The sequence below is a fragment of the Advenella kashmirensis W13003 genome, from assembly GCF_000506985.1.
Classification (GTDB): domain Bacteria; phylum Pseudomonadota; class Gammaproteobacteria; order Burkholderiales; family Burkholderiaceae_B; genus Advenella; species Advenella kashmirensis_A.
Genome location: NZ_KI650979.1, coordinates 1,730,319 through 1,743,297, shown reverse-complemented (window position 1 = coordinate 1,743,297; position 12,979 = coordinate 1,730,319). Strand labels below are relative to the sequence as shown.

Annotated in this window: 9 protein-coding genes; 5 read left to right on the top strand and 4 right to left on the bottom strand. The window is 57.4% G+C overall.

Going from position 1 to position 12,979, the window contains the following annotated elements; translation table 11 throughout:
* Positions 1-221: 221 nt before the first annotated feature.
* Positions 222-1,838 (top strand): peptide chain release factor 3, encoded by a 1,617-nt coding sequence (locus W822_RS31990; protein ID WP_024004680.1) that lies wholly within the window; start codon positions 222-224, stop codon positions 1,836-1,838.
* Positions 1,839-1,868: 30 nt separating this feature from the next.
* Positions 1,869-2,432, top strand: a complete 564-nt coding sequence (locus tag W822_RS31985) for a hypothetical protein (RefSeq protein ID WP_024004679.1) — start codon at positions 1,869-1,871, stop codon at positions 2,430-2,432.
* Between the two features lie 120 nt (positions 2,433-2,552).
* On the opposite strand, the gene bfr is transcribed toward W822_RS31985, so the two are convergent.
* The 3 genes from bfr to rpoN all read right to left on the bottom strand — a co-directional run bounded on the left by bfr (position 2,553) and on the right by rpoN (position 5,106).
* The gene (bfr, locus tag W822_RS31980; RefSeq protein ID WP_024004678.1) at positions 2,553-3,029 is read right to left on the bottom strand and encodes a bacterioferritin; all 477 of its coding nucleotides are present in this window, start codon (positions 3,027-3,029) and stop codon (positions 2,553-2,555) included.
* A gap of 225 nt (positions 3,030-3,254) precedes the next feature.
* The gene (locus tag W822_RS46135) at positions 3,255-3,521 is read right to left on the bottom strand and encodes a (2Fe-2S)-binding protein (protein WP_024004677.1); all 267 of its coding nucleotides are present in this window, start codon (positions 3,519-3,521) and stop codon (positions 3,255-3,257) included.
* A gap of 190 nt (positions 3,522-3,711) precedes the next feature.
* Positions 3,712-5,106 carry an RNA polymerase factor sigma-54 gene (rpoN, locus tag W822_RS31975; protein WP_024004676.1) on the bottom strand — a complete coding sequence of 465 codons (1,395 nt, stop codon included), beginning with the start codon at positions 5,104-5,106 and terminating at the stop codon, positions 3,712-3,714.
* A gap of 18 nt (positions 5,107-5,124) precedes the next feature.
* On the opposite strand from rpoN, the gene W822_RS45805 reads away from it, so the two are divergent.
* Together W822_RS45805 and leuA are read left to right on the top strand one after the other, a co-directional pair.
* Entirely contained in the window at positions 5,125-6,063 is a 939-nt protein-coding gene (locus W822_RS45805) for a membrane protein (protein ID WP_024004675.1), read from the top strand.
* A gap of 369 nt (positions 6,064-6,432) precedes the next feature.
* A complete protein-coding gene (leuA, locus tag W822_RS31970; protein ID WP_024004674.1) occupies positions 6,433-8,136 on the top strand; it encodes a 2-isopropylmalate synthase in 1,704 nt (567 codons plus the stop codon).
* Between the two features lie 155 nt (positions 8,137-8,291).
* Here the strand turns inward: leuA and W822_RS31965 are convergent, their stop codons facing one another.
* Positions 8,292-8,654: a DUF1840 domain-containing protein gene (locus tag W822_RS31965; RefSeq protein ID WP_024004673.1), complete on the bottom strand. Its 363-nt coding sequence runs from the start codon at positions 8,652-8,654 to the stop codon at positions 8,292-8,294.
* A 90-nt stretch (positions 8,655-8,744) separates the two neighbouring features.
* Here W822_RS31965 and W822_RS31960 point away from each other — a divergent pair, with 90 nt between their 5' ends.
* A complete protein-coding gene (locus W822_RS31960) occupies positions 8,745-12,965 on the top strand; it encodes a phospholipase effector Tle1 domain-containing protein (protein ID WP_024004672.1) in 4,221 nt (1,406 codons plus the stop codon).
* Positions 12,966-12,979: the final 14 nt, after the last annotated feature.

Genomic DNA, 12,979 nt, shown 5'->3' with positions numbered 1-12,979 from the left:
CTCGATTCATCCGCAACTCGCATGATCATCAACCGTCAGCGGCATGATCAACCAAACCGATCCCTCAGTTCTGCAAGATCCCGAAGAATCATTCGCTTACGCCGCATTTCCGAGACCAAACGACCCAATTCCGTTTAATATGACGGGTTTGCAGGTCACTTGCCTATGCTTTGGGCAATGAGGGCCATTGCTCATCATTTATATCCAGAAAATACCCCCAGATGTCTACTCATTCCATTCCGCAGGAAGTCGCCCGTCGCCGGACTTTTGCGATTATTTCCCACCCGGATGCCGGTAAAACCACGCTCACTGAAAAACTGCTGCTGTTCGCAGGCGCCATTCAGATCGCCGGTAGTGTAAAGGCCCGTAAAGCCAGCCGGCATGCCTCTTCCGACTGGATGGAAATCGAGAAGCAGCGGGGTATTTCGGTAGCCTCATCAGTCATGCAGATGGAATATCGCGACTGCGTGATCAACCTGCTGGACACGCCCGGACACCAGGATTTCTCGGAAGATACCTACCGTGTACTAACCGCCGTGGATGCCGCATTGATGGTGATTGACGCCGCCAACGGCGTAGAACCTCAGACCATTCGCCTGCTGCAGGTCTGTCGCGCACGCAATACGCCGATTATTACCTTCATCAACAAAATGGACCGCGAAGTCCAGGAACCGCTGGATTTGCTGGCTGAAATCGAATCGCATCTGGGCATGGACGCCGTGCCCTTTTCCTGGCCTGTCGGTATGGGCAAGTCTTTTGGCGGGGTTTTCGATATCCGCCGCGATCGCATGCGTATTTTCCGGGCGGGTCAGGAACGACGCAGCAATGACGACGATATCATCGACGGCCTGGAGAATCCGGAAATCAGCAAGCGTTTCGGCAGCGCCTTTGAAAAGGCAAAGGAAGAAATCGATCTGCTGCAGGAGGCCGCGCCCGCGTTCGACCATCAGGCTTTTCTTGCCGGCCGGCAGACACCGGTCTTTTTCGGTTCCGCGATTAATAATTTCGGAGTACAGGAAGTCCTGGACACGCTGGTGGAATGGGCCCCCAAACCCGGTTCACGGCAGGCGTTGCAGCGCGTTGTGCAACCTGATGAAACCAAATTTTCAGGGGTTGTGTTCAAAGTTCAGGCTAATATGGACCCTGCGCATCGTGACCGGGTGGCTTTTGTTCGCGTCAGCTCCGGTCGTTTCGAGCGTGGCATGCGCCTGAAGGTCAGCCGCACCGGCAAGGAAATCCGCCCCAACAACGTGGTGTCGTTCCTGTCGCAGCGGCGTGATCTGCTTGACGAAGCCTATGCCGGCGACGTAATTGGTATTCCCAACCACGGCGTGCTGCAGCTGGGCGATGTACTGACTGAAGGCGAAACCTTGCAATTTACCGGCCTGCCGTTTTTTGCGCCCGAGCTGTTTCAGGCGGTGGAAGTCAAGGATCCGCTGCGCACCAAGCAGTTGCGCACCGGCCTCACTCAATTGGGTGAGGAAGGTGCGATTCAGGTGTTCCGTCCGCAAGCGGCCGGTGGCGCGCTACTGCTGGGTGCCGTGGGTCAGCTGCAATTTGAGGTGGTCGCGCACCGTCTCAAAACAGAATATGGCGCCGATGCCCGCATGATGCCTTCACGCTATACCATGGCACGCTGGGTGACCAGCGAAAACCCGAAGGCGCTCAAGAAGTTCATCGACAGCAATGCAGCGCATATTGCCTACGATGTGGTGGATGCACTGGCTTTCCTGATTACCTCTCCCGCCCAGTTGCGGGTGGCACAGGAGCTGAATCCGGAGATTAATTTTCACGCCATGCGCGAACATGGCGGTAAAGTGTTTGGGGAAAACGGCTAAAATTGGCCGAATTACAACCGAGGTATGCAGATGTCCTGGCGTTTATTATTTTTGTCTCTTCTCATTGTGGCTGGTGCGGCTACATGGGGCGGCCTGCAGGCCGGCGACTGGCTGATCGAGCACGCACCGACATCTGCCAATGTTCCCAATGTCACGGCATCCGACCCCAATCCCATGGTTGATGCCCAGGGTCGTCCGGTGCAGTTGCAACCCCAGCAACCGCTCATGAGCGGCGCCCAGGGCGTGCCCACGCAGCCCGAATCCGTGCAATGGCATGTCGATGCAGCGCAGGGAGAACAGGCCATTGAGCAGGCGGTCACGACGACCAATAGCGAAATCACCATGGGTGACGCCACCGATACCCTGGATGGCAGTAACGGCAATGATCAGGACATGGTTCCCATCAGGCGCACACCCCGCTCGCCTCGCGCAGCACCTGCACCAGGCAATTGGGAGCCCGCTTTCCATCAGGCCATGAGTGAATGTCGTGCACTCGGCTTTTTTGATCGGCCTTCATGTCTGTCGCGCGTGCGCAATCAGTATTGTGGCGCGAACAACGCGTGGGGCAATGTATCCGATTGTCCGTCGCGCTAAACTGAACGCCACTCATATCATTGCAAATGCAATGCGCCGCCGGCCAGATCCGGCGGCAATAATAAAAAAAAAGGGGCCTGCGAAGGCCCGTTTGCATATCTGCTGTTCGCACAACTGCAATCAGTCGTTATCGCCCATCTGGCTTTGCAGATAATTTTCCAGACCGATCTTGCCAACCAGTTCGATATTGGTCTCGAGCCAGTCGATCTGCTCTTCGACATCTTCCAGATTTTCCTGAAGCAGGTCGCGCGTGACATAGTCACGCACGCTCTCACAGTGCGCAATGGCTTCGGTCAGCGTCTTGTGATTATCAATTTCGATTTTCAAATCACACTTGAGAATTTCAGGGACGTTTTCACCAATGTGCAATTTGTGCAGATCCTGCAGATTGGGCAGTCCTTCAAGCAGAAAAATACGTTCGATGATGGCATCGGCATTTTTCATTTTCTCGATAGAGATGTGATACTCGCTTTTGTTGTAGCGATTCAGCCCCCAGTTCTTGACCATGCGGGCATGCAGAAAATACTGGTTGATTGACGTCAGCTCGTTGGTGAGTTGACGGTTCAGAAATTTAAGAACGTCCTTATCGCCTTTCATGATCGTTTCCTTTACTGTAAGCGGCAGCGTCAGTCGCCACTGACTGACTATGAACACAGCCGCAAGGTGCAGTCAAAGGAAATTATAAGGGGAAGAGAGCGGCTTTACGCGTCCAGGGCATCAAAGGCCTGCAGGTGGTAAATGAGAATGGAAATGAAAGCGTTTTTGTTCAGCAACCGCCAGCGCTGTTATCCGATGAATCGTTAGAATGAATTGTTGGAAAAATCAGGCGGCTGAGCGCCAGAGCACGACGGATTCGGTCACCAGCGCGTCGCATTTTTCCTTGCCGCAATGGTCATTGACGCCATCATGTTCGATAGGCGTGCCACTACAGGCCGCGCGCTCGAGGTAGCTACAGGCCATTTGTGCGCAGCACCCGCAATTGGTGGCGACGCCCAGATCTTGTTGCAGGTCACTCAGCGTGGTTGCGCCTTGGGCGATGGCGTTCACGACGGCATCTTCGGTGACGGCATTACAAATACAAATATACATGAGAGTTATTATCATCCAAGGCAAAAAAAGATGCAAGCACGCTTGGACGTTTCTTAATAAATATCAAGTAAACCCATGCTTTCAACGTGTTACAGCCATTTTTTGCCTGATCACGGTACCACGACGCAACATCATGCCTTCAGGATGGGCTACCCAAGCATTCACCCGGAGCGGACATCGTTTGAGCGGCCTACTCCTGGTTCAGGCTGGCGCGCGCCTTGCGCAGGGAAGCCGATGGAATTCCCAGTACCTCACGGTATTTGGCGACCGTACGGCGCGCGATCGTGATCCCTTCCTGCGCCAGCATATCGGTCAGGCGGCTATCCGATAGCGGCTTGGCCTCGGATTCGGCGGCGATGTAATCACGAATGCGAATTTGAACCGCCGTGGCCGAGGCATGTTCACCGCTGTCGGTCGCAACGCCGGAACCGAAAAACCGCTTCAGTTCAAAAACCCCGTGCGGGGTCGCGATAAACTTCTGCGTGGTCGCCCGGGAGATCGTGGACTCGTGCATGCCCACGGCATCGGCCACGTCCCGTAAGGTGAGTGGCTGCATGCGCGCCATGCCATATTCCAGAAATTCGCGCTGTTTGTCCATAATGGCGCGCGATACGTCCAGAATGGTCGTAAAACGCTGGCTGACTTGCCGGATAAACCCTTTGGCGGCCACCAGCTGTTCACTGATACCGGCGCCGGCCTCTTTGCCCAGGCGACGGATCATCGTTTCGTACCCCTCACTAATGCGTAGTGACGGCATGACCGCCTGGTTGATGGTCAGCACCCACTCCCCCTTGATCTTGCGCACCAGCACATCGGGCACGGCATAATCGGCAGTGGGCGCGCTAAACAGTTTGCCTGGGCGTGGGTCCAGTTGTCGAATCAGCGAGTGTGCCTGCCGGATCCGGTCTATTCCGGCTCCGGTGATCGCCCGCAATTGCGCCATATCGGCTCGTCCCAGCGCCTCCAGGCCGTGCTCGCAGATCAGGCGGGCACAATCGAGCACTTCGGGTTCCGGCGCATTGGCCAGGGTGGCGACATTCAACTGCAACAGCAGGCATTCTGACAGGGTGCGCGCGCCCACTCCCGGTGGATCGCAGGATTGCAGCAGGCGCAAGGCGACCGCCAGATCGTCCTCGCTGACATCGGCCTCCTCGGAAAACAGGGCGGCAATGTCTTCCAGACTGGACATCAGGTACCCGTTATCGTCCAGCTCCTCGATCAAATATTCGGCCAGGTTGACGTCCCGTTCCGAGGCGTGGGTCAGGCGCAACTGCTCCAGCAAATGCTCGGAAAGCGACACGTCGACAGCGGTTTCGGGCTGAAAATATTCGTCATCACGCGATTTCTGGCTGTTCTGGGAAGACCAGTCCTGTTGTAAAAGCTCGGCATCATTGTCGCTTACATTTGTGTTCTCGTCGGATATTTGGTTATTATCGACGAGTTCAAGCATGGGATTGTCCTGCAACGCCTGTGCCAGTTCTGCCTGAAGGTCCAGTGCAGAACATTGCAACAAACGCAGAGATTGTTGCAATTGAGGGGTCAGCACCAGTTGCTGGCCGGTTCGAAGTTCTAACGCATGACGCATATCGGATTTGGATTACCTATGAAATACAGCAACGCCGCGGTTCAGCAAAATGATGCCAGACTGGTAAGCAGAACGCTGCTCAAGCTGGCTACCCCACGGATTATAATGCGTGCCGCCGTCATTATTGTCACAATCATCGTCTGGCTGTGGGTCGCGGCGCGCATTCTTGAGTTCGGCGCGGTCCAGGACTACGCTTTCCTGGACAAGTTTAACGCACAACTGGTTTCTTTCCTGCATAGCATCAACCCGTATCTGTGGTGGGCGGTGGTGCTGCTGGGGACCCTGATCGTGTATTTTTTCCTGAGTGCCTGGTATAGCGGCAGCGTGCAGCGTGCCGCCTATAAAACAGTGCCTGCCGATACCGCCGCCGACCTGATCAAAAGTCTGTCGCCCGAAGGCCGCGACGTGCTGGGCTGGGTCTGGCGCGACCGCAGCGAGCCCATCAATATCGGCAATCTGAAAACGACCAAGGACGAACTGGACAACAACCGCGTCAGCAAACTGGCGCAGATCCGTGATCAGGAGCGATTGCTGGGGCCAGGTACGCTGGTTGCGGCAGATGACCGATTGGCCGCTCCCCTGACCGCGAACCGCCCGGTCGCGTCCGTTGAGCGCGACATGCTGAACGAAACGAACAGCGCAACTGCACAGCCCCGCCCCGTTGCTGTGGACGCGCCTGCGCAAGCCCGACAGCCAGAGGCGGTCGCCGCCAAACCTGTCGTGGCGCCCGAACCGGTGGTCTCCCCACCTGTCGTAAAAAAAGCAGCCCCGGCACAACCGGATGACACCCCGCCAACCGTGCGCGATGAGCCTGTCATCCAGGACGTTGCCGACCAGGGCGAAGCGAAAGAGCGCCCTGCAGTATCCAGCTCAGAACAGACCGAGCCGACCATCGGTCGATCCGACGACACTCACCTGCGCCCGCCGCGCGATGAGGTCAAGCACACGATTACCTGACCAAAAAAGGACAGATCGGCGCGGCAGGAGAGAAATCACTTGCGCGCCGGGTCAAATTTTCTTATAGTTGAGCTATGAAGAGCCAGCCCGTATTCTCTCGCCATGCATCAGCCAGCCGCAACAGCGTTTGCGACGGCATGATTCTGGCTGCGGCTCTGTCTGGCGCAACGCGTTCTGCCGTTGCCCCCTCTTCCCAGTTGATCTCTTCTTCTCTGCTACTGCTAGCGATCGGTTGTCGAGCCTAGAGCGTTCGTGGCAGTTCGACAGCCCCTGTATAAGCCACAAGGATTCCGTTTTATCATTCTGAATCCCGGCGTCGCTGCTTAAACCAAGTCTGTCCGCACCGGGATTCCCCCAAATAGGTGCATCATGATCTCCAATCCCGCTTCCAAATACGTCCCCTTCAAGGCGTTTGAACACGATTTCTCGGACCGTACCTGGCCCAGCAAAAAAATCGAGCATCCTCCCATCTGGATGAGTACCGACCTGCGCGACGGCAACCAGTCTCTGATCGAACCCATGAGCATTGAGCGCAAGCTGCGCTTTTTCAAGCATCTGGTCAAAATCGGCTTCAAGGAAATCGAAGTCGGCTTTCCGTCGGCTTCGCAAACTGACTTTGATTTTGTCCGTATTCTGATCGAAGAAAAGCATATTCCCGACGATGTCCTGATCATCGTGCTGACCCAGTCACGGGAAGACCTGATCAACCGCACAGTGGAAGCGGCGGCCGGTGCGCACCAGGCCATGGTGCATTTGTACAATGCCTGCGCGCCTGCGTTCCGGAAAATCGTGTTCAATATGAGCAAGGACGAAGTCAAAAACATCGCCACCACCGGCACCGCGCTGATCAAAAAAGCCGTCAGCAAACACCCCGAAACCAAATGGCGCTATGAATACTCGCCCGAGGTATTCAGCACAACCGAACCGGAGTTTGCCGTCGATGTCTGCAACGCCGTGGCCGACGTCTGGCAGCCAAGCGCGACCGATCCGATCGTGTTCAACCTGCCCGCGACCATCGAGGCCACCACGCCCAATATGTATGCCGACCAGATCGAATGGTTCTGCAAGAATGTCAATCACCGCGATCGCGTGATCGTCAGTGTGCACCCGCATAATGACCGGGGTACAGCCGTGGCCGCCGCCGAACTGGCTGTCATGGCCGGCGCCGATCGTATTGAAGGCTGCCTGTTTGGCAGCGGCGAGCGCACCGGTAACGTCTGCCTGGTCACACTGGCACTGAACCTGTACACGCAGGGCATTCATCCTGGCCTGGACTTTTCCGATATTGACGACGTGCGCCGTACAGCGGAATACTGTAACCAGTTGCCTGTGCACCCACGCCACCCCTATGCCGGCGACCTGGTCTTCACGGCGTTTTCCGGTTCGCACCAGGATGCCATCAAAAAAGGCTTTACGGTGCAAAAAGACGATGCGGTCTGGGAAGTACCCTATCTGCCGATTGATCCGGCCGATCTGGGACGCAGCTATGATGCGGTTATTCGCGTGAACAGCCAGTCGGGCAAGGGCGGAGTCTCTTATCTTCTGGAGAACGAACGCGGCCTGAATCTGCCTCGTCGTCTGCAGATTGAATTTTCGCGCGCCATCCAGCGTGTGACCGACGAAACCGGCACTGAAGTCAATGGCAACGCCGTGTTCGATATTTTCGAAAAAGAATATCTGAAACAGACCTCACCCTGGAAACTGTTGCGCCATCAGATCAACAGCAAAGCCGAGGGCGAGAGCGGCGATCAGTTCAGCATCCGCGCCGAGGTTGAAGTCGACGGTCAGGTCAAAGTGGTAGAAGGCAGCGGCGAAGGGGCCATTTCAGCCTTTATCAACGCGCTGAATCTGCCGATCCGTTTCATGGATTACCATGAACACGCCCTGGGCAGCGGCGAAAAAACCTCTGCGGTCTGCTACGTGGAACTGCGATTGGGCGAATCGTCCACCGGCTTCGGCGTCGGCATTCACAAGGATATTGTGACTGCTTCGTTTGTCGCCGTATTGGGCGCGGTCAACCGTCACCTGAACCAGCAGGCGCAGGAAGGCGCAGCTTTGCGCGAAGTGGCGTAATCACGTAATCGTGACGCATCAAGCCCCCGTTTTAGGGGGCACCGGGCACAAAAAAGGGTCGATCCATGCGTGCCCCGGCAACGCAATGCATCAACCCTCATTCGAAATAAGCTGTCAGGCACTCACCGTTTATCGGCAGTGGTGCCTTTCGCCTTTTACCAGGCGCTTCCTTTTTCCCAGACAACATCCTTGCCGGCCGCTTTGGCCTGGCGCATCATGTCCAGCAACGGATAGGCGCGCCGGCGCAGACTGACGTTTTCACTGATGGGATGCACCGCCACCTCGTTGTCCTCTTCGTCCCTGTCCTTGTCATCAAATTGGTGATCGGGTGCCGAGCCCGGATCTTCGGAAATGGCCCGTTCCAGATGGCCAATGGCCTCTTCCAGCTGAGCCACGGTAAAGACGCCCATTTCAGGTACGGTCTCATACTCACGCCCCGCCGCTTGTAATACAGTCCTGGCCTGCTCGGACATCATCAGGACATCTCCGGCCACATCCGAACGAAAAGTAATCAGCATAACGGTTTTCCTCAATAGATATTTTATTGGACTGCGACCACTGCAAACACCTTGCACAGGTGATGATACGCATTTTTCAGGTAATTGGTCATGCGAACCCGTCCCCGTTCAATTTTTCCTGCGGTCATCCGCCTGATTCTGCTGCTTGCGGGTATATGTTATTTTGCCCCAGAGGGCGCTGCCGGACAAGCAAATATTGCGCATTGCCTGCGACCGCATGCCGGCAGCGGCAACCCCTGCAGCGGCCCCGGTCCCTTTACCCTGCGCGGTCCCGAACCCGGGCTGAACCTGGGTGCAGGCAACCCTGTCAATCTGGCCACTGGCAATAAGTTCCAGGAAGCCGTAGATGTGCCGTTGCAAGATGACGGTTTGCTGTTCGTGCGCAGCTATAACGCCATGGACCCCATCGATACGGGTTTGGGTCCGGGCTGGCGCCACAGTTTCGATATCGCGCTGCAGCGAAACCATGACGGACTGCATATTACGCAAGCCGACGGATCACGGCTCTCTTTCAAACCACGCAACGGCAAGACGGCACAGGCCATTGATCCTGCCCATGGCCGTCTGCAAGTCATTCCGGCCGGCTGGATCTGGCACTGGCCCGGCGGCAACAGCCTCGCTTTCGATCGCGATGGGCGCATCAACGCGCTGTCCGTCGGCGGACGCCATCTGCAAGTGCGGCGCTATCATCGCGCGTCGATTTTTGCCGGTCACATTCGTACAGTCACAAGCCATGACGGTCGTGTGATGGTCTTTCATTACCGTCAGGACCCGCAAGGCCGCATCCGGCTGGCGCGCATCCAGGCGCCGACCGGTTCCGTGCAGTACAGCTACGATCCGATCGGTGCCCGCCTGAACACTGTTCTGACAGACAATGGCAACCAGACACACTATCTGTACGAACCGGCCTACCAACAGGGGCGCTCATGGCAGTTGACGGGCCTGGCTGTTTCAGTAAGCGATGCCCAGGCAACGGCGCAACCGTCGCTGCGACTGCGTACCTGGCAATATGACAGCAAAGGCAGGGTAAGCCGGGCGCTGCGGCATGATCTGCCTATCGGTCCCGGAACACTGTTATTTCAATACATGCCCGGCTCCGGCAATGGACACAAGGGAAAAACCCGAGTCGTTGATGCTGACGGGCACAGTACCACTTTTGGCTGGCGACAATGGCAAGACCGTTATCTGCTTGAATCCGTCACCGGATTCGGCTGTGTCGATTGCCCGGCGCCCGGCCTGCTGGCGAGCTACGACCATAAGGGACGCCTCGCCGCAATCAACGGCTTGCGCATAGACCGCTACGCCAGCGGCGCCCCCGCCCATCTGAGTCTGCTCCATGGATTCTGGCCCGGCCTGCAGTTGCAATACGACCCGACTGGCCGACTGACATCCTGGTTCAGTGCGCTGACCGGCATCCAGCAAATCGGTTACAACAACATGGGTCAGCCCGTCGGTCAGCAGTTTGCCGATGGCGTCCACTGGCGTTATGAATACGACCATCTGCAACGCCTGGTGCGTCTGCATGAAACAGTAGAACCAACCCCATCGAGGGCCGCGGGTCCTCGCCGCTCAGTTGCGGCTTCGGCTGCCGCGACAGTAGCGGCAGTAGCGACCGCGGTAACTGCACACGCAGAAGCACCCGCATCCACCACTACGACAACCACCCTTGATTATGCGCCGGATGGCAGAGTGACGCTCACACACCCCAACGAAAAACGGGTTATGACACTCAACCCCGCGAATGGCAGCGTAAGGATCGAGGTCAGCCGAAAGGCCTCGGCCCGGAATCCCTACGCCGTCAATTATCGAGATGTGTTCCAGCACGATCTGCGGTTGCGTGTCGTCATGCATCTGCTACCAGAAGGTGGGCGCCTGCTTTACTCGTATACAGTCAATCACACGTTGCACAGCATCATTTGGGAAGACGCAGGGCAACGCCGCCATCAGGTGATCGAGATGAACGCGCCAGGCCAGGCAGTATTCGGGAACCAAATCCAGGTCTACTCCGTTCGCGACGCTGCAGGTAACCAGCAATTACACTACCTGGCCGGTATCTCCTCAGAAAAACGCCCCATTCTGGGTCTGGAGCGCCGCGTTGCCCCCGACGGACGCGTGCGCCGCGAAGTCTACTATTACCCTGGCCTTGCCCGGGCGCTGGGTCGGGATTATTTTTACGGCAGACACCAGCGCATCGCCGGCATGGTGGAGCAGCACTACCGCTATCGCAAAAAACAGTTGATGCGGACACCCCGGCTCGTCGCGAAACGGCGTGTCTGGTATGCATGGGGCGACAGTGGCGCCAGTATCGCGCGATTTGACGGCAAGCGCACGCAGCGCAGTCATATCGTGCGCGATCGCAGCGGCCTGCCGCTACAGGTAGGTTCGCTGCAAACCCATTATGGTGCCAATCGCCGCCTGCATCGCGTGTACCAACAGGGTCGACTGATCCAGCATAATCTGCATAATAGCCTGGGCCATCGGATTATCCGTCGTGACAACGAAGCAACAACCCATTTTTATTACCAGGACAACCGTATTGCCGGGGAGTGGATTATTCTGACCGGTGCGCCGCTTGCGGTACCGGTCGACGGGGCGATATCAAGACGCTATATTTATGCTGGCGAAGTGCCCGTCGCCTTTATCGAGTACCATCACCCGGCGCCCTTTATCCGCAAGTCGTTACCCGGTTTCAACCTGGCGCCCGTTGCGCCCGGCACGCCCCTTGCATCGACACTGCATCATGCAGGCGCCAACCGAAGCGCCGGCGAACTGTACTTCATTCACACCGACACGCAGGGCCTGCCTCTGGCGGTCACCGACGGTCAGGCGCAAACCAAGTGGCTGGCCCTGCCCGAGCCGGCAGGAAAAATGACACCGCTGATCGCCCGATTGCGACAGCCCTTGCGCTACCCGGGCCAGTATCACGATGAGGCAACGGGCTGGGCTGACAACCTTTATCGCACCTACGACCCCGCCTTCGGGCATTACCTGGAACCCGACCCGGTCGGCCCGCTTCCCGGCCAGGACCCGCTGGGCTATGCGGCGGCCCAGCCCCGGCGTTATGTCGATCCGCTAGGCCTGCTGTTGTTTGCGTTTGACGGCACGCTCAACCAGGGTAGCAAAACCAGCTCGAACGTGTACAAGCTGCAGCAGCTGTATGCATCGGGGCCGGTACACTATACGGGTGGCCCCGGTACCATGGACAGTATGAAAGCCCTGGCAGAACCGGCCGTCTACGGGGCTTCCAATCCATTGAGTCACCCTTATGTACTGGGACCGCTGGGCCTGCTGCTGCGACCGATGGACGCCCTGACCGGAGATTCAGTTGCCGACATCGTACGCGCGCAAATGCATAACCTGATCGATTCCCTGCTGGGCAATGCGCCTTCCCTGAAAAACGATATGGGTCGGGTGCCGATCGATATTATCGGCTTTTCCCGCGGCGCGACGGCTGCACGCATTTTTGCCAACCAGCTCATGCGCCAGACCCGAAACGGGCTGTTCAGTGCCCAGGTGTACGTACCCCCCGGCACCCAGGGCCAACCGATAGCCCGAACCCTAACCGTGAATGCCTGCCTGGACTTCCGTTTCATGGGGCTGTTCGACACCGTCGCACAACTGGGCGTACTCGGTTCGGACAACGCCGCCTTCAACTATCAGGTTTCCCCAGCCTGGCACTGGATTGCGCATGCAGTGGCGCTCAATGAGTACAACGACCTTTTCCCGCTGACCCCGATCGGCCTCAACCCCAGTGACCGTATCCACGAAGTCGGTTTTATGGGCAACCATTCGGATATCGGCGGCTCCATTCAGGCATCCGATGCCCGTCAGGTGGCCAATCCGACCGGCTTGCCCGGGGATCTGGGTAATGTCACCCTGCAATGGATGCACCAGCAGGCGCAGGCCGCCGGCGTTTCGCTCAAGCCTTTGCCGGATACTGCCCTGCGTATCCGCAATCCGCTGGTTCACAACAGTCTTATGCATTACAAATCGCAAGATCCGACGCACGATACACTGGCGCTTGATCGCCGGCTGGAAAGCCGCAAAGGTCCGGCCAGGTTTCAACACCAGGACGGCAAACTGGGACGGGCCGCGCGCATGCAGGTCGAACGGCTGATCAACCGGGATTTGCCCAGGACCCGCCCGCTCACCGTGCCGGATCTTTTTTATGGCAGCATAATGGCCGTGGCCCCGGGTCGGGAGGTGCAACTGGTCAAGCAGCCCATCGTCGGCCGTGCCGATCTTCTGGCATACGCGCGGTGGCTTCGGCAAACCACCGGGCTGCAGTTACAGACTGACCAGGTATGGTAAAATCTGCCTTTTTC

What these genes read in the sequence shown, in the direction of transcription:
- W822_RS31990 (WP_024004680.1), top strand. Translation starts at nt 222, where the DNA reads ATGTCTACTCATTCCATTCCGCAGGAAGTCGCCCGTCGCCGGACTTTT.
- W822_RS31985 (WP_024004679.1), top strand. Translation starts at nt 1,869, where the DNA reads ATGTCCTGGCGTTTATTATTTTTGTCTCTTCTCATTGTGGCTGGTGCG.
- bfr (WP_024004678.1), bottom strand. Translation starts at nt 3,029, where the DNA reads ATGAAAGGCGATAAGGACGTTCTTAAATTTCTGAACCGTCAACTCACC.
- W822_RS46135 (WP_024004677.1), bottom strand. Translation starts at nt 3,521, where the DNA reads ATGTATATTTGTATTTGTAATGCCGTCACCGAAGATGCCGTCGTGAAC.
- rpoN (WP_024004676.1), bottom strand. Translation starts at nt 5,106, where the DNA reads ATGCGTCATGCGTTAGAACTTCGAACCGGCCAGCAACTGGTGCTGACC.
- W822_RS45805 (WP_024004675.1), top strand. Translation starts at nt 5,125, where the DNA reads ATGAAATACAGCAACGCCGCGGTTCAGCAAAATGATGCCAGACTGGTA.
- leuA (WP_024004674.1), top strand. Translation starts at nt 6,433, where the DNA reads ATGATCTCCAATCCCGCTTCCAAATACGTCCCCTTCAAGGCGTTTGAA.
- W822_RS31965 (WP_024004673.1), bottom strand. Translation starts at nt 8,654, where the DNA reads ATGCTGATTACTTTTCGTTCGGATGTGGCCGGAGATGTCCTGATGATG.
- W822_RS31960 (WP_024004672.1), top strand. Translation starts at nt 8,745, where the DNA reads ATGCGAACCCGTCCCCGTTCAATTTTTCCTGCGGTCATCCGCCTGATT.